The organism is Vibrio sp. 397 (genome assembly GCF_033339395.1).
Classification (GTDB): Bacteria; Pseudomonadota; Gammaproteobacteria; order Enterobacterales; family Vibrionaceae; genus Vibrio; species Vibrio alginolyticus.
In genome coordinates, this window is sequence record NZ_JAWOUN010000006.1 from 129971 (window position 1) to 153696 (window position 23726).

The window sequence follows — 23726 nt, forward strand, 5'->3', positions numbered from 1 at the left end:
CGAGATAAGAGTTCGATCTCTAAATTCCGGACATCTGAACCTGTGCAACTAAACGACAAATAAAGCCGCCAATAAGGTGCAGTGCTCGACACACTCACAAACTGCTTGATGCCAGAGTTAAGATCACCGACTATATTAATTGTTATATTATAACATTACACTATAAAGAGCATGAGCATGAACACCCAGAAACTCCCTGTTACGGTTTTGTCCGGCTTTCTAGGCGCAGGAAAAACAACCGTTTTAAGTCATATTCTTAACAATAGACAAGGCAGAAAAGTCGCGGTCATCGTCAACGACATGAGCGAAGTCAACATCGATGCAGCGACCGTTCAGAATGAAGTTTCTCTCAACCACAGTGAAGAAAAGTTGGTTGAAATGAGTAACGGTTGCATCTGTTGTACCCTGCGTGAAGATCTGCTTGAAGAAGTCACTAAACTCGCGCAAGAAGGCAGATTCGATTACTTAGTTATCGAGTCCACTGGCATCGCCGAGCCACTTCCCGTTGCAGAGACTTTTACGTTTGCTGATGAAAACGGGCTATCACTTTCAGACGTTGCACGTTTAGACACCATGGTTACGGTGGTTGATGCGATTAACTTTCTGCGTGATTACGATGAAGCTAAGTTCTTAACAGAGACAGCCGAATCATTAGGTGAAGACGATGAACGCAGCGTTGCTGACTTACTCGTTGATCAAGTAGAGTTCGCTGACGTTATCTTGATAAGTAAAACCGACCTTGCTGAGAAATCAGAAATCGAAAGGCTTCTTGCGATTCTTAAAACTCTTAATACATCGGCCACTATTCTTCCTATCTCGAATGGTGAAGTAGAACTTGATGCGGTACTCGACACACAAAGCTTCAGTTTTGAAAAGGCACAACAAGCCCCAGGTTGGTTGAAGGAAATGCGAGGCGAGCACATACCGGAAACCGAAGAATACGGCATTTCCAGCTTTGCCTATCATGCGAGACGCCCTTTCCATCCAGAGAAGTTTTACGACTTCCTCCACAATGCGAAAGATTACGGCAAACTGATTCGTTCCAAGGGTTACTTTTGGCTAGCAACCAGACCAGAGTTTGTCGGTCAATGGAGCCAAGCGGGAGGCATCGCACGTTATGGTGTTGCGGGTATGTTTTGGAAAGCGATTCCGAAGGAGGAATGGCCGACGGATCAAGATTACCTAGATGCTATAAACGACATTTGGCAAGAACCATACGGCGATATGCGACAAGAATTGGTGTTTATTGGTCAGGGATTAGAGCAAGAGAAATTGATTGCTCGTCTTAACGAATGCTTGTTAACAGAAGATGAGATAGAGCAAGGGCTCGACTATTGGTTATCTCTGGAAGACCCTTTCCCTGAATGGGAACAGTAAACGACTGAGATACAAAAAGCCTCCCACCATTCGGGAGGCTTTTTCGTTACACAGAGCCAATTTTGGTATACCGAGCCAATTCAGTAAGTCCGTTCTCGAAACAACCCGAGATTCAAACATGTAGCGAGGGAATCCTCACCAGTGCATTCAAACCGTCTTCTTCTGGCTCAACTTAGCTATTTTCTTTGGCCAAGGATCTTCAAATGTTGCCCCTTGTTGCCATTGCTCCAATTCCACATCCGTTAAAAAGCAGTTTTCCAGCGCATCAATAAACACATCGACTTCGTTTTCTTGCCCAATCACCGTTAAGCGACAACGACGATCACCAAAGCGGCTTTCAACGCTGTCTATCTTATCTTGTAGGATTTGACGATGTTCCTCTGTGAAGTTTTGCGATTCGTCATTGATTACCGAAGCGCGCCAAAAGCCTGTAATTTCAAGCCCCACATTGCCGTTTGCTTGGCTCCAAAGTAGTGAAACATCGTCTCGAGTTGGGAACCAAAAGAACCCCTTACTGCGGAACACACCTTTAGTTAAATACTGATGGCAGGTATTCCACAAACGCGCAGGATGAAAAGGTCGATCATCTTTGATCACTTTGGCGACAAGGCTTTGTTCGTCTTTATCAGAGAGATTCAACGGCTCATTCGCCGTCTCACGAAGTTCTGCGGTTAACTGCTCAACGAGGAAGAAATTGTAGTCTTGCTCACCTTTCAACATGCGGATATCTAAGTTTCCCCATGACGTTTTGATTATCTCGGTGTAAACATTAAGCGGGTGAATCGCCTGCGCGATGTTGCGAACGGTATTGTCGTCCACTTTGTCCGTCTTGGTGAGCATGATACGGTTTGAGAACATGATTTGCTCTACCAACAAGTTTTCAACGCCGCGAACACCCTGCTGCACGTTCTCCTGCCACTTAGGGATTAAGGCAGAACCTTGTCGATAGTCATCTCGCAACCAAGTCGCATCCACCAACGTAATTACGTCTTTGAGTGCGAATTGTGCGTTACTTTTGAAGTACTCGACCAAAGGTAAAGGATGACTGCTGCCCGACGTTTCAATCACAACCCATTCTGGCGATTTTTCTGCGCAGAGCTTTTTAAGGGCTTTATCGAGCTGCTTTACACCACTCAGGCTGCTGATGCTGTCTCCACTGATCGTAACAAAGTTGCCCTGCTCTTCACTCACCGCATCGGTATTTAAGATAAGCACGCCATCGACGTCTAACTCACTCATGTCATTAACAATAACGGACAGATCAATACCAGAAGAATCGGCTTGTTGAAGAATGTTGCGTAAAAACGTGGTTTTCCCGGACCCGAGAAACCCATGCAAAATGGTGACTGGAATTGATGGCATACTTTTGACCTACAAACTCTGGATGAACGCATGTTATAACATAACAGCTTAGTGAGTTATAGAAGGAATCCAATTGCTGTCTTAGACGCAAAACTTAAGAATCGGTAAAGATCACAGGGGCTGATTTCTCAGAACTCTCCTTCGTTTCTCATCACGTTTCATCACCAGCAAAGGTCTGACTATTGATAAAAATAATAAGTGGTTACAAAACGACCATTGCTTTGTTTATAAAATTGGAGAAAGATGACAATACAGCGATTTATAGGAGGTGGTGTTATGACTTTAGTTCTTACCGTTCTTATTTTCCTAAGTTGTATTGCGATGCTCGCGATTGGTGTGATGTTTTCACGTAGGCCGATCAAAGGCGGAGGTTGTTGCAAAGTGTCCGATGTTGCGGATGTGGGCGCACGTAAAAGAAAAAATCGCAGTCATTATTCTTCTAGGAACACATATTGACACTCACCTATTGCTCCAACCTCACAACACAAAATAGCATAACTGAGCCCTAACAAATTGTCGGGACTCAGTTTTTCGTTTCTACTAGATAATCAAACTCTGATACTCGCGCCAAAAACGAAGGTTTCTGGATGTTAGGAAGCGACTTCGCGATGGGTAAGTCGGCTTTCATTGCATCAACCGGACGATTACGAACTAAAACTTCAAAATGTAAATGTGGTCCGGTTGAACGACCAGTATTCCCAGAGAGGGCTATTTTTTGCCCACGCTTTATAACTTGACCTTTTTTAACCAAGATTTTATTCAAGTGTAGGTAACGAGTTTTGTACACACTGTTATGTTCAATCACTAAATAATTACCGGCATAAGGGTGCTTGCGGACCGCAATTACTTTTCCATCCCCAGTAGAATAAACTGGCGCACCGATTGGTGTCGCGAAATCCGTTCCGTTATGCGGGGTGACTCTTCCCGTCACTGGGTGTTTACGCTTAGGGTTAAACCCAGAGGTGATTCGGCGGTATGCCCTATCGACAGGATAACGGTTAAACGCTCGCTCCAAACTGTTACCAGCTCTATCATAGAACCGTCCATCCTCGGCTAGAAATGCAGCGACTTCGCCCCTCGCTAAGTTAAAAGAAATAGCCTTAATCTCACTATTGCCAGTTTTGTGTTCACCTAAATATTGCTGTTTCACTAATATATCGAAACGGTCACCGGCTCTAAGAGATCGCGCAAAATCAATCTTATCTTTCATCACCTGCGTAATATTTGCGACGTGGCCTGATGCCAATCCTACTCGATGTGCCGAGACTGAAAAACTCCCTTTGATTTCTCCCGAAAATAAGGTTTCACGCCATTCCCCTGAAATTTCCTGAAATTCGTAAGAGAAGGAGCCATCGTTTTCTCTAGTGTAGATAGCCTTCTCTACAAGGCTCATATGATAAATTAGTCGACTCAATTGCCCCATGTCATCCATCACTAATTCAAGCTCTTCTCCGGGCTGAATCATATCTAGCTGGAGGTGATCAAGATCAACTGAGAGAATTTGCTGCAAAATACCGTAAGGGAGACCCAATTGAGCGAAGATACCACTGAGCGTATCTCCCACTTTAACTATATAGTGTATTTGTTTAGGTTTAGGCAACGGAGTCAAACTGCTATCTGAGGGAACCACTATCTTTGATGATGGAAGTGGTGACGAATCACTGCTTTGATTCAGTTGAGCGCTGTGACTATCTTGATTTGGCTCATCCTCTGTAGGTAGAAGCAAAGCGACCGAAAAACAAAACACAGCAACGATTAAAGCAATAAATTTAAACTGACTCATGAGAAACTAAGTATCAATAACAACGATTGTTATGTTATAGCATATCTAGGATTGTTTTTACTCAGTTTAGTAAACGTTTATTCAGTTCACTGGATTGGCTAAGAGAAGACCAGTCATTCAACCCATTCTCTTTGAGAAGGCTCAATAATGAACACATTCAATTCAGCACTTATCGTTGCAGGAACACACGGAAACGAACTTTCTGGTATTTATTTACATAAACTAATCAAAGAAAAACGTTACTCTGTCAATAGATCAACCTTTTCAGCCTGCTCGATCATCGCAAACTCCGAAGCAGCAAAACACAACGTCCGATACATCGATACAGACTTAAATCGCGAGTTCTCAGCAATGAATAGCAATCATTGTCCTGATTTGCATGAAAGCAAGATTGCACATCAATTTATCGAGAAATATGCAAACCAAGAAAAACTGTTGATTGTTGACCTGCACAATACAACAAGCAATATGGGAGCGACGTTGATTTTGCTTTCTAACGATGTGTTTTATCGGAAACTGGGCGCGTACGTCAAACAACGAATGCCATCAGCACATGTCCTTTTCGAAGAGCGAAAAGAATGGCAAGAGCAACCTTACCTTTGTACTGCTGGGCAATATGGAATAATGATTGAGGTCGGGGCGCAAGCACATGGTGCGCTAGAGTACAGTACGTTGGAGTTGATGAAACAGATGCTTACCGCAGTATTGGACTATGTTGAAAAGCACAACCTCAACCAAATAGGCTTACTGAGCGATTATGAGGCGTTTTTTTACACCGAAGAAATCAGGGTTCCACTTGATCAAGAGGGTATGCGGCAAGCACTAGTACACCCTACTATTTGTGGCAGAGATTTTGAGGCGGTCAAACCAGGAGCACCTTTATTAGCGACTTTCGCTGGTTATGATATCCATTGGAATGGCAAAGGGGAAATTTACCCGCACTTTATCAATGAGAGCGCCTACAGTACCGCAAATATAGCAATGGCCCTCGCTAAAAAAAGACGTGTTTCTTCCGTGTAACTTAAAGCAAGTAATTAGGCCACGTGTAACGTGGATACCTCACCCCATGAATAAAACTGTGCCTGAACCGCATAGGCAGAAAATACGGGTACTAACCCCACCCTAATACGGCAGCATAAGTGCCCTAAGCGCAGCTTTAAAAGAAACCCCACTAGAATTTTAAGGAGGTAAGACATTATGGTTAAAAGGAGAGTTTTCTCTTTTCTATCATGATGCCTTCTCCAAACATCGAAATAATCTATCTTTAAATTGGTCATCTAGACCGGAAGAGATCAGTTCTAGGCGGCTTTCTGAACACTCGTCTAGTTCAAACTCTGTGAGTCCATCTGATGTTAGATTGTAACCAAAAATACCGCTTCCCGTGATAAAAACCGCTTTCATTCGTTCGACCTTGAGGTCGAGCAGCAATAATCTCAGCTTTTGATGATCGAACACGTTTTCAGCGGATATACGCCAACCGATACTGTAGAAACCTTCCCCCTGATTGGTTGCTTTTAGAATGCCGCTCTCAGGCATAGGCAACTCAGGAACAAGTGACTTTTTCTCTCTTTCACGATAAAGAACAGAGGGCGTTTTTTGCACGTCAATACGAGTCGCTCCCTCACATTCATGAAAAGGGATAGCGCCATGTTCAGCGAAAATCACTTTTGTTTCCCGCAGACCGAGCTTTGCTATATAAGCCGTCAGCTTTTGCTCATCTTCATCTTGATAGAGATCGCGCTTATTACCTACCACTGTATCTGCGATAGTGATTTGCTGGTTAAACGTTTCATGCTCAGTGTACTTAGGATCCGATAGTTTACGTGCATCGACTAAAGTAATGTTTTTTTGCAAAGCGAGAATTTGACGATAATACTCGGTCGATAGCACTTGCAGTACTTCTTTAGGATGACCAAGGCCTGTAGGTTCAATCAACAATCGATCTGGCCTTGCTTCAGACAATAATTGATTTAAGGCGATTTGCATCGGAAGACCTGCTGCACAGCACATACATCCCCCGGGGACCTCTCGAATAAACACTTGGTCTTGTTGTTTTTTTTGGCCTTGTAACAAGCTGCCATCAATACCAACTTCGCCAAATTCATTGACCAATACAGCCCAACGTTCATGACTCGGTTTATGGGTCAATAAGTGCATTATTGCCGATGTTTTCCCCACCCCGAGAAAGCCAGTGATGATGTTAGTCGGCACTCGCGAAATCAGTGGCTTATTACAGTTCATTGGCAATTCTCCGGTAGCCTTGGACTAGTTCATGGTTGGCAGAAACGACGGATTCGGAAAAAGCTGAATATTCTGGCGGCACTTTAGAGATACTCTCTAAATCAAAACCGACACCAATATTAGTCATCGGTGGTACATGGAAATAAGCGGGTAAATCGAGGCCATCGACGACACAGTTATGACGAATAACACACCTCTCACCGATGACGCTATTGAACACGACGGAGTTGAAGCCAATGAAAACATCATCACAAACCTGGCAAGGACCATGAATAATCGAACGATGAGCAATGGATGAGCGCTCACCAATGGTCACCGCAGCCCCTGCCTTAGAGTGAATTACGACACCATCTTGGATATTGGTGTCACGTTTGATGACGATAGCTTCCATGTCTCCATGGTTATTAACTTCGTCAGCTCGAATAACAGCATAGGGTCCAATAAAAACGTTATCCTCAATAATGACTTTGCCACAGATAATAGCGGTTGGATCGATAAAGGCTGTTGAGGACACCTGTGGCATATGGCCCGTTGGGTTTCTTCTTAACATAATGCTTCCAGTTTGTTTATGGCTCTTTTTTTACGGTCAGCGACTTAACGATTGAAGGATAAACGCATCGCTCCAGCTGGTTTATCGATGACTTTGTTATTGGCATAAACTAGCGCGCCATTGACCCAAGTCTTTTGAATTTGAGCTGAAAATTCATGTCCAGCAAAAGGCGACCAACCACAGTGATATAAACTGTTTTCGTTGCTAACTCGTGTTGGGGTATGAGCATCAACCAACACCAAATCGGCGTAGTAACCTTCACGAATAAAACCTCGGTCTTGAATGCCATAGCGAATGGCCGGGTTGTGCGCAGTTTTTTCGACTACTTGAGTCAAACTCATATGACCTAAACGGACATGCTCGAAGAGAGTAAGTAACGCATGCTGAACTAACGGCAGTCCGGCTGGAGCCTGCTCGTAAGGCACTTGTTTTTCTTGCCAAGTGTGAGGAGCGTGGTCTGTTGCAATAATATCTATTTGCCCCGTATTTAACGCTTTTAACAACGCATCGCGGTCACTAGGAAACTTGATTGAAGGATTACATTTGATCAAATTACCAAGAGCGCCATAATCTTTGTTGCTGAACCAAAGATGGTGAACACAAGCCTCCGCAGTGATTGATTTATCTCGAATGTCTCCCTCGTCAAAAAGTGCTAGCTCCTTCGTCGTTGTGATGTGCAGCACATGCAGTTGGCTGTGATACTTTTTGGCAAGTTCTACCGCATAAGAAGATGAAGCGTAACAGGCCTCTTCGTCACGCAAAATGGGATGGTCTTCGATAGTGAAACCTGGCTTCTTAAGCCTTTGCTTTTGCTGGTTTTGTTTAATAACAGTCCCACTTTCACAATGAGTAACAATGAGTACTGGAGAGTCACGAAAAATTGACTCTAACGCTTGCGGATCTTCGACTAATAAATTTCCTGTTGATGCCCCCATAAATACTTTCACACCACAATGTTGTTTGGGGTTAAGTTGTTTAATCTGTTCAAGATTGTCTTCGGTTGCACCGAGGTAGAAAGAATAATTTGCAAACGAGCTTTCTTTAGCGAGAGCGAACTTGCGCTCTAACGAGTCAATAGTCGTTGTAGCCGGACTAACATTGGGCATTTCCATGTAGCTTGTAATACCGCCGGCTACCGCTGCCCGCGACTCGCTTGCAATTGTGCCTTTATGTGTCAGCCCAGGTTCTCGGAAATGCACTTGATCGTCAATCATGCCTGGCAGTAAATAAGCCCCTTTAGCATCAATTACAATATCTCCGTGTTGTACGGATATATTAGTAGCAATCTTGTCAATTCTTTGATCAACAATACGTAAATCTGTTTCGGTAATGGCTCTTTCGTTGACCACCCGAGCGTTTTTAATCAATGTTGCTGACATAATTCATTCTTTTAGATAATTTGAAAAGGTGGCCAATACTCGGTCACCTTGTGAAGCTATAAGGGGAGATCGTGTGTCTGCCTCATAGGGGGCGGTTTGCGCATTCATCGCAAACACAGGAAATCTCAAATTGTGGGCTAAGAACGGTGAAGCCTTCTTGTATGGCTTTCGCACATACGCTAGAAATAACATTGGCTTCAACCGCTATTTCACTAACCTTTCCACACTGAGAGCAAATCAAAAACTGTGGAACGCCATGCTCCTGATCGCACGCGATTTGAGAACAAACGACGTATTTACTAGATGTATTGAGCTTATGGACAAAGTGCTCTGCTTCAAGGAAATCGAGTATTCGATAAACCGACATCGCTTGAATGTTTTGAGAAAAGTTGTGATTGCAGTAGTCAACTAGTTCGTAAGCAGAAAGCGGCTTCTCCGCATATAGCAGCGAAGTCAGTATCAATTTCCGTTTAGTAGTGAGTTGTTTACCTCGCAGCAGGCAGATTTTCTCTACCTGCTTCATGACGTCATCTACCGTTTTGAGCTTTCTCATATCTCTAGATGAAATCCAATGTGAGTAGTAAGCGACGTTCATTATCTGCAACATGTGGAGAGCGATGTATAAGTCCAGTGGCTTCATTGCCTTCCCAACCACTTCCTTTGAGCAGGGCAACATCGCCAGGCTGCATTCGTCGTATGGCACTTTCAGAGTCGTATAAGCCCGATAGGTGATCAGGTTGACCAAGACTACCGGCACCGAGTTTAGTGCGATCAATGGTATCGTTGGTTAACCATTCGGTCGCTCGGCCGGTATAAGTTATGACAAGTCTGCAAGGCACACGATCAAAGTGAAATTTCGGGCACATCGGGCTGTCTAGGCGAGTTAGTCTCAAACCTGCTTCTTTAACCTCAAACAAACAGCAGAACATATCGACGATTAAAGCAACATCTTCACTCAGCGCATCAGCACACGCATAGCCCTCTAACTTGCTTCGTACCCATTGTGCAGCATCATCTGGCGTGACACTTTGTACCAGTGCCAATCTAGGCTCCTGAGCCAGCATCAGATTAATGTCCTTCGTCAACTCTTTCGAGAGCGTTCGCTGCCATATGGCAATATTGTGCTCTGGTTTGTAGATGTCGCTAAGTATGTTCGCTGATGTCGATATCGCCAACGATGATGTTGTTTGGACACGAAGCGGGTTCTCAACTACATCAATGCTCATATATCTTCCTCCCAAGCGTTAAAAAGGTCAGGTAAAGGTTTTAATAACGTTGATTTTCTAGGGCTATGAGACCTAGTAATCGTTACGATTTCGCTCTAGTTCACGGACATATTGACACAGTCCCACCCCATGTAGAGTCAAGTCAGACAGCGCTTGTGAAGAAATCAACGTTTACTCTCTCTCAATAGGAGACTACTGGTTGTGAGATCAATTCTTTAAACAACAAATTGTAGAGCCCCAAACAAGGAAATGTTATAACATAACAATTAATCTTTTCAATATTTACCTTTTTTGATTAAAGATAATTAGGGGAACATCATGAGCATGCGAGCACGGAAATTATATTCCGCGATTAGAAAAGTAACGCGTGGGTGAATCGCCATAGACCCGACGAAACATCGCAATAAAGTTACTGGGCGTCGAATAACCTAAAGCATGTGCAATATCTCCCACCGATTCCCCTCGAGCTATCATTTCTAATGAATGTATTAGCAGTACTTGTTGCCGCCATTCACTAAAACTCATGTTTAACTCACTTCGAATCAATCGTCTTAACGTCCGAGATGAGACTGCCCCGATACAGGCCCAATGCTCCACTGAATGTTTGCTGTTTGGGTCTATTAAAATCGCTTGAGTAACTTTTTGCAGTCTCGGATCACTGGGCAGTGGGATGTAGAGTGACTCATGAGGGCTATTGACGATTTCATCGGATATTACGGCAAGAATACGTAAAGACTGTATGGATAGATCGTCTGTTTTACTCCATATCGATGCTCTAACCGATAGGGCTTTCAACACATCGCTAAGTTGGATCACACAAGGTCTCATTGGAAACCGCTCACAACTCTCTGGAGTAAACAGTAATGAACGACCTTTCAGAGAACCACAAAAATAAACACTGTGTATCGCACCCGGGGGGATCCAACCAGCTCGGTGAGGTGGTAGTATCCACGTTCCTTCATCGGTTTTGACCTGAATTAGCCCTTCATCTATACACAGTAACTGGCCTCGATGATGGCTGTGCCAATTATGTGGCCGTTGATCCAAATGGTTGAAGTCGCTCCTTTCATGCTGCCACTCCTTAACGATCAGTGCGGCGCCATTTTTCCATTCGCTGTAATCAGAGTTTGTCACTTTATTTACTCAATTCCATTTTGGCCATTATTCATTATTTTCTGTCCTCTTAACGTTACCATAGCAAGTTAGCGTTCGAGTAACATTTTAGCAACGATCATTTTATCGAAGGCAGAACCATCATGAACGAACCTATCTTTATTATCTATTACATTACAGCAGGCTTGGGCATTGGCTTTCTCGCTGGACTCGTTGGTGTGGGTGGTGGTGGAATGGCCGTCCCTATTTTTGCGTTTCTATTTTCACTACAGGGAATAGCTGATACGGAAGTAGTGCATCTTGCGTTAGGGACATCAATGGCTTCGATGATTATTACAACATTGGGCAGCATGCGCGCTCACTACAAAAAAGAGAATGTAGACTCGACAATGGTAGTAAAAATGTTGAGCGGAGTTCTAGTCGGAACATTTTGCGCCACATTCGTAGCATCGTATCTACAAGGAGTCTATCTGGCAGGCTTTTTCAGCGTATTCATGTTGTATGTTGCTTATAAGATGTTTCTCAACACTGAAAATGAGTACAACCCTAACCCACATGGGGCTATCGGTAATATCACTGTAGGCTCGGTGATTGGCTCTGTATCAGCACTTGTCTCTATAAGCGGTGCGGGGTTGATCATCCCCTATCTTGTCCAGCAAAATTTTGAGGTAAAACGTGCTATTGGTACCTCTGCTGCGATAGGTATCCCTATCGCGCTGTCAGGAAGCCTCGGTTACATGTTAAACGGATGGGGAAACACAGATTGGAACAACTTAGTATTAGGATACATATACCTTCCTGCAATGCTCAGCTTCTCCATTAGTAGCTACTTAACTACTAGCCTCGGCGTGCGTTGTGCAGAGTATTTCCCAAATAAAGTTCTTAAGAAAATCGTTGGTATTTTGTGTGTTCTTCTAAGTTTCAAAATGTTGGTACAAGTACTTAGTTAGAGCAAATAACACGGTCACTAGTAGGCCTTGCACTATGGTGAAAGGATAAGCCTGCAAAAACTTACTTCTCGCTTTGCTGGTCCAAGCACACAATGTGTAAGAAAGCTCCTCATTGTTGCACTCTTATGACTTTGTTAACCTGGCCAGAATTACATCCAAAATGTGCTGATGATTGTCCTTTCTGGAAACCTCGTCACGCTCCTGGCAAAGTGCTTCCTCCCCTTCTGATGCGAGAATTTTAATGCCACGCTCAGTACATTCTGCGAACGCACTAAACTGACTCGCACTAGGAATCTCTTGAAACGTCACATTGGGAAGATCAACAAGTGATTCGGCTGGTGTCAGTGCGGGATGTAGCCGATCAGAAAGCGTCACCACGGTGATAGCATTGTTCATCAAGGCCAGAGTTTCAGGGACAAAAGTTTTCGTTAGCTCAGGGTTGATAACGACGACCGATTTCAGTTTGTTTTCAGACTGAAATCGGGGGAATTTTTGATCCGGGATGCTGGTAATATCAACGTTATTTTCACGTAACCAATGACAGTCTACATTGGTGGCGTTGTGACACGATGTTCGATATTTCTCCGGGCTTATTTGCGCTCCGGAGAGCATCAGCATAGATGTGCCGCCCAGAAAAAAGCCGACCCCCTGCACTGCATCAGTATCTACGCCTCCGGACAGTATCCCGGCCGAACTTAATTCGTTCAGTCCAAGCACCAAATCACTGGTTCTGAATGTGATTTCATCAACAGCCATTTCTGCATTGATTTCGTTCGGTGTAGGAGGCTTTGGTACCACAACGACATAACCTTGTTGCGCCAGGCTCGAGGCTATCCAACCACTGTGGAAAAACGCTGACCGTGTTCCGCCCTGCGACAAAAGCACAACGGGAAATTTTCCACTTGCTAAAGGGGCATCTAACTGCGTTTCGACTGATTTAAAAATGTTCCCCCTACCAAACGTGAAATTGTTTTTTTCGTTAGTTGTGGGATACCAATAATAGACTTCTACTGGCTTATCTCTGTCTTCACTGAATCCCGTTTTGATTGTTAGCGCAGAATGGTATTTCGGCTCATTCGTACTGGCGCTGGCACTGACACACAATGTAGCGAGTAGAAAAGACATTATTATTTTGGTTTTCATTTTTCCCTCAGCCGGTCAACACATTCTTCTGCACGGCATCTAGAAAAATAACGCGCAGGAGATTCTCCATATATTTTGCGAAACATAGCAATTAAGCTATTCATAGTCGAGGTAACCCAAAGAAAATGATAGACCGCTCCAGCTAGAGCCTTTCTTTTCAATAATTTTCTGCGGATATCCACCATGCAGAAGTTTGTACTTTACTCATTGTAAACGACTAATCATTGCCTCTTAAGGCAACATTAGAAAACCAACCGTATTCACAATCCATAACTCCATAACTCATAGTTACACCGATGTATATCTAAGTGAGCCGAAGCTTCATTGCCCATCCAGTGCCCTTTGCATTTTTATAGCAAGGTAGCCAAGCACCATTTTATTACGGACCATTGCTGCGCGGCTAATGCTTTTGTTTTGTATCGTAACTGATTTGCTTACTGACGTTCTTTAGTTGCACTCCTACCTTATTAAATGCCTTTTGAATAGTTGTGGAAACATGCTGGCGGCCCTCTCCTTCAAAAAAGTTAGCTCGATCTTGCTTCGTTTCGAATACACAGACTATTTCTAAACTTTGTGGAAAAGAAGAGAATTTGACGGTATGAGTCACCCAAAGAAAGCCATCGTAGCCTTTTAGCGTATCTTCACAAACTTCGGTCAACACTCCTCTAATTAGATTCTCGACCTTCTTATCTGATTTGCGCATAAATTAAACTTCATTCCTATCTAACGCCTTTAATTAGGTTTCAGTGTACATTGTCTTAAACAGTATTTGGCAGTGGTATTTAGTCAATAGCCTGTAGATGAGGTTATTCGCACGAAGATTTACCGACCTACTCGCTTCGAACTACATCTTACGCTGTTAAAAATAAGCGCTTTGCAACTCTACAAAACGCTTCTAACTTATTAGATTATTTTAAGTGTGTTTCAAGGAATGCAGAAACCTTGTCCATTGCAATGCCGACTGCTTCTGGATGGTCATACAGTTCATAGTGAGACCAGTTTTCCAAATTAACCAGCTGTCGGTCTTTTGATTGAACAGAGCGGCCATAAATTTCCTGCCCATCACGATAAGCACCAAACGCCCCGACTTTTTGCCCTACCACGGCCATAACAGGCTGAGTCAATAACGTTTCGGCAAATGCAAAGGCATCCCAGCTCAGTGTTTTCTGTGCATGTGAAAACAGCATACGAGTTGCACCACCTTCGGTTTGTCCACGTGATGTTTTGTAGTATTCAGTAGCTTCGAACACGTCTCGTTCTGTTAATCCATTTTCTTTTGCAAATTCAATATTTGGAGGAAGAAGTTCATCGATTTTCAGCTCTGAGCCGCGAGCTTCGGCTGTTCTCTGTGCAGCCATAGCTTCAAGATTGGCGATAGGGTCGTACATACTAAAGCCTTCACGGAACAAGCGACCTAAGTTAACAGGCGTAATACCTACGACAGCTTTCAAGCGCTTTTCGGTTAGGGCTGAATTGATCATGTAACCACCACCGCCGCAGATACCGAGTCCACCAATTCTATTCTCATCGACATAAGGTAAAGTCACTGCATAGTCGATAACGCGACTGATATCTTCAACACGTTGACTTGGGTCTTCTACGTAGCGAGGCAATCCCCCCGATTCTCCTTGGAAGCTCGCGTCAAATGCGATCACGACGTAACCTAACTCAGCAAGGGCTTTACCATAGACAGCGCTGGATGTTTGTTCTTTACAACTACCAAAAGGATGAACACTTATCATTGTTGGGTAGCGTTTCGATTCATTGAAGCCTTCTGGAAATAAAATTAATGCAGACATATCCCAGGCCATATCAGCATTTCTAAAAGTGATTTTTTGCATATTCATAATCAATACCTTAAGAGTAAAAAGCCTTGAGAGCAGAAAGGCTCGAAGCAATTGAGCCTTTCATCGGGAATATTAAAGAGTGCGTTGGAAGAAAGATGCGAGTTGGGATACTGCGTCATCGACGTATTCGGCAACATCATAAAGCGACATATGGTTTGCACCATCAATGGCATACAAGGTTTTATCTGAACTCGCTGCACGTTCTATCAGGTCATCACTCATCCATTTGCTGCCTGCGTCACTACCAACGACAGCAAGAATTGGCTGAGTTAGGAATGCTTCCGCTTTGTGGTACGCATCGTAAGTAATGATCTGGTTTAAGTTACGAGTTAGAGCAAAACCCGGCGCATTTGGATGTTCACAACGTGGTGTGTGGTAATACTCCCAAGCTTCGCGTAGCTCTGCATTTGAGGCATCTTCTTCAAGCATCGGAGCTAGAGGAATAGTCGCGAATTCTGTACCATTCGTGTCGGTTGTGCGAGCATTCGAACCAAATTCTAAGTAACCAACAGCGTCAGCATCGTTAACCGAATTATCCCAACCATTACGGAACATTTGGCCAATGTTTACGGCACTAACCATACCCAGTGCTTTGATTCGACGATCATTGATCGCTGCATTTGCACTATAGCCCGCACCAGCACAAATCCCCATTGCGCCAATTTTATCGTTATCGACGTACTCTAACGTTGTCAGATAGTCGACGACTGCGCTCACGTCTTCAGTACTCGTGTAAGGGTTTTCCATTTGGCGAGGCTCACCTGTACTTTCACCTTGATACGAACGGTCAAACGCAATGGCAATTATGCCGCTTTTTGCAAGTTTACTCGCATATAGGCCTGCGGTTTGCTCTTTTACGCCACCACCTGGGTGTGAAACAACAACCGCCGCATATTGTTTACTTGCATCAAAATCTGTAGGGAAGTTGATAACCGCTGAAATCTCAATACCTTGACCATTGAGATTTTTGAAAGTGACTTTAGACATAGCGACATTCTCCAATAGAGGTTAACTGTTCATCTCAGGCTGACCTAAGCTTCGAGGTAATATTAGTCAACACACTGTTTCGGATAAATATCGCTTTATCTACATGACTGTTTAGTTATACTTAACAAATGAGAATAGAACCTTCTTTAATTTCATCACTGACGTGGTTTGCACATATTGCTCGCCATCGCAGTTTCACTAAAGCAGCCTTAGAAATGGGGATAACCCGTGCTGCCTTATCACAACACCTGAAAGCGTTAGAGCAACAGCTACAAGTTCGGTTAATCAATAGAACCACTAGAAGTATGTCGTTGACTCAAGAAGGCCAACGTCTGCTTGATATTTTGCAACCTTCATTGATGAACATTGAGCAGGTCGTTAACGAATTGAACGACTCTCATCTTGAGCCTTCGGGATTAATCCGTATCAGTGTATCAAGAACCGCTGCTCGGCTGCTTATTGAGCCCTATCTAGGTGAGTTCCTCTCTCGTTATCCTAAAATACGCCTAGAGCTAATTATGGATGATGGGTTTTCTAACATCGTCGCAGAAGGCGTTGACGCTGGCATTCGCTTAGGGTTAAGCTTAGATGAACATATGGTTGCGGTCCCTATTACTCCGCCGTTAACAACTGCAATAGTGGGCTCTCCTGAATACTTTAGGCAAAATGGACTACCTCAAACTCCTGAGGATTTAGAAGGTCACAATTGCCTTGCTTATCGTTTTACCTCTAGCGGAACAATTGATCATTGGTCGCTAACCTCTCCAGATGTTGCAAAGCGCACCCTCGTTTTCGAGCCTAAAGGCAATGCTATTTTTAATGATGACTATAGTATGTTACAAGCTGCAATACAGGGTGTGGGTTTAGTGAAGCATATTGATTTATGGGTGGAAAAGCACATAAATGAGGGAAGATTGACCCGAGTTCTGACACCTTGGTGCAAAGAGTTTCCTGGGTTTTATTTATATATACCTTCACGAGAGCATATGCCGAAAAAAATCCGCGTCTTGATGGATTTTTTAATCGAAAAGCGCGAAGCTCTGAAACTCAAAGAGTAATTACCAAATTGCTTTAAATAAAAAAAGCGAGCACGAGGCTCGCTTTTAACTTTCTGTTTTCGTTATATATTACAATAGCTCAACCGATTGTTTAGCTATCACAAATTCCTCGTTAGTAGGAATAACAAGAGCTTTGGCACCTAACAACTCAGATGTTGCAATAACACCTGCGTTACCAAATCTTGCATCTTCGTTACCTTTCTCATCTTCAACAAAACCTAACAGCTTTAGGTTTTTCAAGATTTCACGACGAATTGGTAGTGAGTTTTCACCAATACCACCAGTGAAGATGATGCCGTCTAATGAATCCAGAGCCGCTAGGTAGGAAGTAATGTATTTCGCAACGCGGTAAGTGAAGATCTCAAATGCCAACTTCGCACGTGAATTCCCCGCTTCCATTGCTTCTAGTACGCCACGAGCATCACTTGTCACACCAGATACACCTAAGAAACCTGACTTCTTGTTCATCATCTCGAACACTTCGTCTTTTTCCCAGCCTTTACGGAAAAGAAACTCGATAACACTTGGATCAAGGTCACCACAGCGAGTGCCCATCATTAGGCCAGCTAACGGCGTCAAACCCATACTTGTATCAACACATTCGCCATTTTTAACCGCACTCACTGATGCACCGTTACCTAAGTGCACAGTGATAAAGCTGCTCTCTTCAACCGGCTTATCTAGCATTTTCGCTGCTTCACGGCTTACGTAGTAGTGGCTTGTACCGTGAGCACCGTAACGACGCACTTTATGCTCTTCGTAAAGCTCGTAAGGAAGTGCGTACATAAAGGCTTTGGCTGGCATTGTTTGGTGGAAAGCAGTGTCAAATACAGCAAATTGAGGCAGTGAAGGGAACGCCGCCATTGCCGCTCTCATGCCTTCAGCGTTCGCTTTGTTATGAAGTGGTGCAAGTTCAGCAAGGCGCTCTACTTCTTGAATAACTGTTTCATCAACTTTCACAGTTCCTTTAAAGGTTTCACCGCCTGCGACAATGCGATGGCCTACAGCGACAAATTTTGAGCTCAAACCTAGAGTTTCGAGTAGTTTTACCACTCGCTCAACAGCGTACTGATGATGGTTACCGCCAGCCGGAATTGCTTCAACGGTTTTTTCTCCCTGATATTTCCAACTGATTTCAGCTTCAGGTAGGCCAAAACACTCACCAATACCTGATACCAAAGCTTCACCGGTTTCAGAATCAATAACAGCAAATTTTAATGAAGAGCTACCAGAGTTGATCACCAGTACAAACGAATTAGACATGAAATAGTTATCCTGTTGTAGAGCAGAGGTTGTAATAGCGCTTGTGCGCTGCGTACTTCTTGTTTTCCCCTCTATTATTCAATAATTTTTTAATCTTTCAACAATCTTTTAGTAAAAGCGATTTGATTGAACAAATTTTGTTGATCTATAGCAAGTTTTGATTTTATTTGAAGGCTAAAAAATATCACTTGTTAAACATAATTTATGAATAGGTCAATTTGTACAAAGTCAGATATATAAGCTACGTTGTTTATTGGGTGAACAAAAATAACAAACCAATCAATAAATCGGGGTAATAATGTGCCCACTATTGCATTTCTATTAGTAATCTTAGGTTTGATTTTGCTCTGCTGGGGATGGCAGATGACAAAAAACATCTGCTCGAAAACTGACGTAACCGGGTGGACTTTCCTATTATTGTTAATCAGCTGTTTCATTTTTGCTTATGCCGTTTTTTTGCACGCCATCATGCAAAAACCTATTGCTTCTCTCTTAGAAACGGGGGTTTCTCTTATACTTTTTGGCGGCAGTATCTTTGTCGTGCTGGTGATTAAGTGGAGCAACGATTCGATATTAGAGCTTCATACTGTTGCTGAAAGAGAGAAGCGCAATGCCGTCCATGACGCTCTTACTGGGCTCCCTAATCGTAAATACTGCTTTGAGTCTATCGAAGACATGACACAACCTGAAGGCCAATGACTGATTCAAATTATGAGATAACCTCAAAAACGTCGAAAGATTGATAATACGTTTCAAGGTAAGCCGGTTAATTTCTTTTCACAGCAAGCCGCACTGAAGGCTCACGCTCTATCGTTGAGAACACGATTGCGCTAGCACATGGATTAGGGTATTAGGTCGTAGCAGAAGGCGTTCAAGACATGGACACACTGCATTTTTCGAGAAGTCGAGGCTGTGACATCATTCAGGGTTACTTGTTCTGCCCTGCCCTTAGACGAAGTAATAAGTTGGGTAAACAAACACGATGAAAAGCAAAACCGTATTAGACGCGCATAAAAAAGCCGAGCACTTTGCTCGGCTTTCAATTCTTTTTGTAGCAACTTAAACCGTCGCTTTAATCACTCGTGATTATGCGTCTGTACGACGGCCACGACCGTGACCACGTTCACCACGATGTGCACCACGGTGATCACCACCACGGTTGCGATCGAAACGACGTTCGCCACCTTCACGATTGCCATCGCGGTTGCCGTCACGGTTACCACGGAAGCCACCTTCGCGACGGCCGCCTTCACGACGATCACCACCACGGTTGCCGCCTTCGCGGTTGCCACGGTAACCACCGCCATCACGACGACCACCATCGCGACGACCACCGTCACGGCGACCACCACGAGACTCGCGGAAATCATCGAAGTCACATACTACAGCACCAACATCTTGTTGACGGATACGTAGTTTGCTTAGCTTGTTCGCCGCGTCTGAAGTCATTGCTTTAGGTAGCTGTACGAATGTGTGACCTTGAGCTAGCTTGATCGCACCGATAGAACCTTTACCTAGACCTAGTTCGTTTGCTAGAGCGCCAACGATGTCTTTAACTTGAACGCCTTGCTCACGACCAACTTGAAGCTGGTAAGTATCCCAGTCTTGGTTGTTGAAGTTACGACCGCCGTCGCGACCACCTTCACGGCGCTCTTTACGACGTTGCTTGTCACGCTCAATTGCTTCAACCATTGGGTCTTCGCCAATGTAGAACAGAGGACGTTTGCCTTGCTGACGCTTAAGAAGCATAGCAGCAAGTGTTGCTGGGTCGATGTCTAGAGAACTTTGTAGTTTCTCTACCAGCTCAGCAAATTTGTCTAGTGCTTTGTGCTCTTTCTCTGCTTCAAGCTCAGCGCCTAGCTTAGCTAGACGAGCTTCAGCAACTTGGTCACGTAGAGGAAGTTGGATTTCTTCCATAGATGACTTAGTTACACGCTCGATAGTGCGAAGCATACGAATTTGGTTAGTGCGAACTAGAAGGATCGCTTTACCCTTACGTCCAGCACGGCCAGTACGACCGATACGGTGGATGTATGACTCAACATCAAATGGGATGTCGTAGTTGAATACGTGCGTAATACGTGGAACGTCAAGACCACGAGCTACAACATCAGTTGCAACTAGGATGTCAATAACACCTTGTTTGATGTGATCAACAGTACGTTCACGTAGAGACTGAGGAATGTCACCGTGCAGTGCAGCTGCTTTAAAGCCACGTGCAGATAGCCAGTCAGCCAGACGCTCAGTATCTTGACGAGTACGTACGAATACGATTGACGCGTCAGTTTCTTCAGTTTCAAGAAGACGAGACATCGCTTCATCTTTCTCTACACCTTTCACTACCCAGAACTGTTGTTGAACTTTGTCTACAGTGTGGTTTTTACCAGCAACGTCAACCGTTACAGGGTCACGAAGGAAACGTTCAACGATCTTCTTCAGCATTGGAGGCATAGTTGCAGAAAACAGAACGCGTTGTGCTGACTCTGGAGCGTGCTCCATGATCGCAGTTACGTCATCTACGAAACCCATGTTTAGCATTTCGTCTGCTTCATCAAGAACGAAAGTACTAACTTCGTCTAGGTGTAGACGTTCGCGATTGATCAGATCTTGAACACGGCCTGGAGTACCAACAACTACATGAGCGCCACTTTTAAGAGCACGCATTTGGTCGACAATAGATGCGCCACCGTAAATCTCTAGAACTTTCAAACCTTTGATATTTTTACCAAGGTTTTTCATTTCCGCTGCAACCTGAATTGCCAGCTCACGAGTCGGAGCAAGTACAATCGCTTGCGGTTTGCGTTGGTTTAGATCGAGTTTGTTGAGAAGAGGCAGAGAGAACGCTGCTGTTTTACCTGTACCTGTTTGAGCTTTACCCAGCGCGTCAGCACCTTCCAATAGGTGTGGGATTGCCGCAGCCTGAATTGGAGTTGGTGACACGAAACCCATTCCGTCTAGAGCAGAAAGGATAGAATCATTCAGAGATAAATCACTGAATTGAATAACAGAATCTTGCATTGGGATCCTACTTAATTAAACAAAAAAACAGTCCCATATGCTCTTCCAATTCGATACTGATCCATCCAGATACTGATTCCATTCAGACGGGAACACAGCACAGTACACAACCGCGATAAGCCATTAGGGACGACTAAGGGAGGCGGATTATTCCTTAAAAGCATAAAAAAATCCAGAAAAAATTGAATTACATCACAATTTATTCTCAACAATGGTATTTTTAGCATATTTTTCCACCAGCCCTACCATTCCCCGTAGATTCGCGTAGCTCACAGATGAGAATTTCATCAATATTTAAGCCAATTTCTCGTGGTTAAATAGGCAAAATTCACGGCGAAATTACGCTCCACAGGTAGTAATAATAGCTCGCAATGATTATAGTGTGCCCAACTCCATAGGTAATTTAAGAAAAGATGTTTCAAGATAACCCACTACTCGCTCAGCTTAAGCAGCAAATCCAAGAAAACCTGCCTAAAAAAGAAGGCTCAATAAAAGCCACAGATAAAGGCTTTGGCTTTTTGGAAGTGGACAGTAAGACTAGCTTCTTCATCCCGCCTGCGTACATGAAAAAGTGCATGCACGGTGACAAAGTCGTCGCCATTATCCGCACCGAAAATGAACGCGAAGTTGCAGAGCCACAAGAGCTGCTGGAACAAGCCGTGACTCGCTTTATTGGTCGAGTAAAAATGTTCAAAGGCAAGCTCAACGTAGCACCTGATCACCCACAGCTTAAAAAGCTATCTCTTAAAGCGAAATTAAAGAAAGGTCTAAAACCTGACGAGTTCGCCGAAGGTGATTGGGTTGTCGCACATCTTACTCGCCACCCTCTAAAAGGTGATAACTCTTTCTTCGTAAAAATTTCTGAAAAAATCACTGACGCGAATGATAAAATTGCGCCTTGGTGGGTAACGCTTGCTCAAAACGATCTACCAAACTCTGAGCCAGCAGGCATCGATAACTGGGAACTGAAAGACGACGCGGAGCTAGAACGCGTAGACATGACTCATGTTCCATTCGTCACTATCGACGGTGAGTCGACTAAAGATATGGACGATGCGCTGTACGCGAAGAAAACCGTATCTGGCGATTTCGAACTCACCATCGCTATTGCGGACCCAACCGCCTACATCACACCTGAAGATGAAATGGATAAAGTAGCGCGTGAACGTGGCTATACTATTTATCTTCCAGGCCGCAACATCCCGATGCTACCTCGCGATTTAGCGGACAACCTATGTTCTCTGATTGAAGGTGAAACCCGCCCTGCTATTTGCTGTACCGTAACGGTAAGTAAAGATGGTGTGATTGGCGACGATATTAAATTCTTCGCGGCAAACATCAAATCACATGCACGCCTAGCATACGATCACGTGTCTGATTGGTTAGAACACGACAGCTCTGAAGCATGGCAGCCATCTGAAGAGATCGCGACCATCGTTCGTGATCTTTATGAGTTCTCTCTTGCTCGCTCTGAATGGCGTGAGAAAAACGCAGTGGTCTTCCCAGACCGCCCTGACTACCGTTTTGAGCTCAGTGAAGATAACGATGTAATCGCTATCCACGCAGACATGCGCCGCAGTGCAAACCGCCTTGTTGAAGAATCCATGATTACCGCAAACATCTGTGCAGGTCGTACATTACGCGATAAATTTGAAACAGGTGTCTTCAATACGCATGCAGGTATCAAGAGCGAGAAGATTGAGGAAGTGGTTAAACTTGTCAATCCAGAAGGCCAGTTGGAGTTCACAGCGGAGTCTATTGCTACACTAGAAGGCTTTGCTGCGTTGCGCCGCTGGTTGGCTGCTCAAGAAACGTCTTATCTAGATAACCGTATTCGTAAGTTCCAAGCATACAGCGAAGTGGGTAATCAGCCTCTGCCTCATTATGCAATGGGTTTAGACATCTATGCAACTTGGACATCACCAATTCGTAAATACGGTGATATGATCAACCACCGTATGTTGAAGGCCGTCATCCTTGGTAAAGAACCTGTACAAAAACCAGATGACCAAGTAGGCGAAGAGCTAGCTCTACATCGTAAACATCATAAAATCGCTGAGCGAAATGTCTCAGATTGGCTATATGCACGCACGCTTGCTGATGAGCCGAGCAAGAAAACTTGTTTCACAGGTGAGATTTTCGATATTAATCGTGCAGGCGCACGTGTCCGACTTCTCGAAAATGGCGCAGCAGCCTTTATTCCTGGTGCACTAATTCTTGATAATAAAGAAAGAATTGAGTGCAATGGCGACAACGGTACCATCTCTATCGATAAAGAGGTCGTATACAAACTTGGGGATACATTGGAAATTGTCCTTACGGACGTAAACCAAGAAAACCGCAGTTTAGTTGCAAAGCCAACCCAGGTATTCGCTGAACAACCAGCAGCACAAACAGAACAGACTGTAAGTGAATAATACCGAATGAAG

At 44.0% G+C, this 23726-nt stretch carries 19 protein-coding genes and 1 pseudogene; 6 read left to right on the forward strand and 14 right to left on the reverse strand.

Annotation, left to right across the window (positions count from 1 at the left end; translation table 11 throughout):
- Positions 1 to 177: 177 nt before the first annotated feature.
- Positions 178 to 1377 (forward strand): zinc metallochaperone GTPase ZigA, encoded by a 1200-nt coding sequence (gene zigA / locus R7P36_RS11885; RefSeq protein WP_064354627.1) that lies wholly within the window; start codon positions 178 to 180, stop codon positions 1375 to 1377.
- 147 nt (positions 1378 to 1524) lie between these two features.
- On the opposite strand, the gene R7P36_RS11890 is transcribed toward zigA, so the two are convergent.
- Positions 1525 to 2739 carry a CobW family GTP-binding protein gene (locus R7P36_RS11890; RefSeq protein WP_053303729.1) on the reverse strand — a complete coding sequence of 405 codons (1215 nt, stop codon included), beginning with the start codon at positions 2737 to 2739 and terminating at the stop codon, positions 1525 to 1527.
- A gap of 523 nt (positions 2740 to 3262) precedes the next feature.
- Entirely contained in the window at positions 3263 to 4522 is a 1260-nt protein-coding gene (locus tag R7P36_RS11900) for a peptidoglycan DD-metalloendopeptidase family protein (RefSeq protein WP_213899588.1), read from the reverse strand.
- Positions 4523 to 4669: 147 nt separating this feature from the next.
- Here R7P36_RS11900 and R7P36_RS11905 point away from each other — a divergent pair, with 147 nt between their 5' ends.
- Positions 4670 to 5542 (forward strand): aspartoacylase, encoded by an 873-nt coding sequence (locus R7P36_RS11905; protein ID WP_017821070.1) that lies wholly within the window; start codon positions 4670 to 4672, stop codon positions 5540 to 5542.
- 207 nt (positions 5543 to 5749) lie between these two features.
- Here R7P36_RS11905 and R7P36_RS11910 read toward each other — a convergent pair whose 3' ends face one another.
- The 6 genes from R7P36_RS11910 to R7P36_RS11935 all read right to left on the reverse strand — a co-directional run bounded on the left by R7P36_RS11910 (position 5750) and on the right by R7P36_RS11935 (position 11052).
- Positions 5750 to 6763 carry a CobW family GTP-binding protein gene (locus tag R7P36_RS11910; protein WP_213899589.1) on the reverse strand — a complete coding sequence of 338 codons (1014 nt, stop codon included), beginning with the start codon at positions 6761 to 6763 and terminating at the stop codon, positions 5750 to 5752.
- Positions 6753 to 7313 (reverse strand): carbonate dehydratase, encoded by a 561-nt coding sequence (locus tag R7P36_RS11915; protein ID WP_017821071.1) that lies wholly within the window; start codon positions 7311 to 7313, stop codon positions 6753 to 6755. The genes R7P36_RS11910 and R7P36_RS11915 overlap by 11 nt, the downstream gene beginning before the upstream one ends.
- Positions 7314 to 7357: 44 nt before the next feature.
- On the reverse strand, positions 7358 to 8692 hold the full coding sequence (locus tag R7P36_RS11920) for a dihydroorotase (protein WP_213899590.1): 1335 nt from the start codon (positions 8690 to 8692) through the stop codon (positions 7358 to 7360).
- Between the two features lie 82 nt (positions 8693 to 8774).
- Positions 8775 to 9245, reverse strand: coding sequence for a Fur family transcriptional regulator (locus R7P36_RS11925; RefSeq protein WP_017821073.1), 471 nt, complete (start codon positions 9243 to 9245; stop codon positions 8775 to 8777).
- Positions 9246 to 9249: 4 nt separating this feature from the next.
- Positions 9250 to 9918 (reverse strand): DUF1826 domain-containing protein, encoded by a 669-nt coding sequence (locus tag R7P36_RS11930; protein WP_025767648.1) that lies wholly within the window; start codon positions 9916 to 9918, stop codon positions 9250 to 9252.
- Positions 9919 to 10257: 339 nt separating this feature from the next.
- Positions 10258 to 11052 carry an AraC family transcriptional regulator gene (locus R7P36_RS11935; RefSeq protein WP_213899591.1) on the reverse strand — a complete coding sequence of 265 codons (795 nt, stop codon included), beginning with the start codon at positions 11050 to 11052 and terminating at the stop codon, positions 10258 to 10260.
- A 122-nt stretch (positions 11053 to 11174) separates the two neighbouring features.
- On the opposite strand from R7P36_RS11935, the gene R7P36_RS11940 reads away from it, so the two are divergent.
- Positions 11175 to 11981 (forward strand): sulfite exporter TauE/SafE family protein, encoded by an 807-nt coding sequence (locus tag R7P36_RS11940; RefSeq protein ID WP_213899592.1) that lies wholly within the window; start codon positions 11175 to 11177, stop codon positions 11979 to 11981.
- A 123-nt stretch (positions 11982 to 12104) separates the two neighbouring features.
- On the opposite strand, the gene R7P36_RS11945 is transcribed toward R7P36_RS11940, so the two are convergent.
- The 4 genes from R7P36_RS11945 to R7P36_RS11960 all read right to left on the reverse strand — a co-directional run bounded on the left by R7P36_RS11945 (position 12105) and on the right by R7P36_RS11960 (position 15958).
- Positions 12105 to 13124, reverse strand: a complete 1020-nt coding sequence (locus R7P36_RS11945; protein WP_213899593.1) for an alpha/beta hydrolase family protein — start codon at positions 13122 to 13124, stop codon at positions 12105 to 12107.
- Between the two features lie 400 nt (positions 13125 to 13524).
- Positions 13525 to 13827 (reverse strand): hypothetical protein, encoded by a 303-nt coding sequence (locus R7P36_RS11950; RefSeq protein WP_054729353.1) that lies wholly within the window; start codon positions 13825 to 13827, stop codon positions 13525 to 13527.
- A 205-nt stretch (positions 13828 to 14032) separates the two neighbouring features.
- The gene (locus R7P36_RS11955) at positions 14033 to 14971 is read right to left on the reverse strand and encodes an alpha/beta hydrolase (protein WP_005375705.1); all 939 of its coding nucleotides are present in this window, start codon (positions 14969 to 14971) and stop codon (positions 14033 to 14035) included.
- A 72-nt stretch (positions 14972 to 15043) separates the two neighbouring features.
- Positions 15044 to 15958 (reverse strand): alpha/beta hydrolase, encoded by a 915-nt coding sequence (locus tag R7P36_RS11960; RefSeq protein ID WP_213899594.1) that lies wholly within the window; start codon positions 15956 to 15958, stop codon positions 15044 to 15046.
- Positions 15959 to 16086: 128 nt separating this feature from the next.
- On the opposite strand from R7P36_RS11960, the gene R7P36_RS11965 reads away from it, so the two are divergent.
- The gene (locus tag R7P36_RS11965; RefSeq protein WP_115386707.1) at positions 16087 to 17016 is read left to right on the forward strand and encodes a LysR family transcriptional regulator; all 930 of its coding nucleotides are present in this window, start codon (positions 16087 to 16089) and stop codon (positions 17014 to 17016) included.
- A gap of 69 nt (positions 17017 to 17085) precedes the next feature.
- Here R7P36_RS11965 and R7P36_RS11970 read toward each other — a convergent pair whose 3' ends face one another.
- Positions 17086 to 18279, reverse strand: a complete 1194-nt coding sequence (locus tag R7P36_RS11970; RefSeq protein WP_005386205.1) for an acetate/propionate family kinase — start codon at positions 18277 to 18279, stop codon at positions 17086 to 17088.
- Positions 18280 to 18642: 363 nt separating this feature from the next.
- On the opposite strand from R7P36_RS11970, the pseudogene R7P36_RS24810 reads away from it, so the two are divergent.
- Positions 18643 to 18963, forward strand: a pseudogene (locus R7P36_RS24810) (GGDEF domain-containing protein); the annotation flags it as partial.
- A 402-nt stretch (positions 18964 to 19365) separates the two neighbouring features.
- On the opposite strand, the gene R7P36_RS11980 reads toward R7P36_RS24810, so the two are convergent.
- Positions 19366 to 21297: a DEAD/DEAH box helicase gene (locus R7P36_RS11980; protein ID WP_054574370.1), complete on the reverse strand. Its 1932-nt coding sequence runs from the start codon at positions 21295 to 21297 to the stop codon at positions 19366 to 19368.
- Between the two features lie 413 nt (positions 21298 to 21710).
- On the opposite strand from R7P36_RS11980, the gene rnb reads away from it, so the two are divergent.
- Positions 21711 to 23714, forward strand: a complete 2004-nt coding sequence (gene rnb / locus R7P36_RS11985) for an exoribonuclease II (protein WP_318122164.1) — start codon at positions 21711 to 21713, stop codon at positions 23712 to 23714.
- The last annotated feature ends 12 nt before the right edge of the window (positions 23715 to 23726 follow it).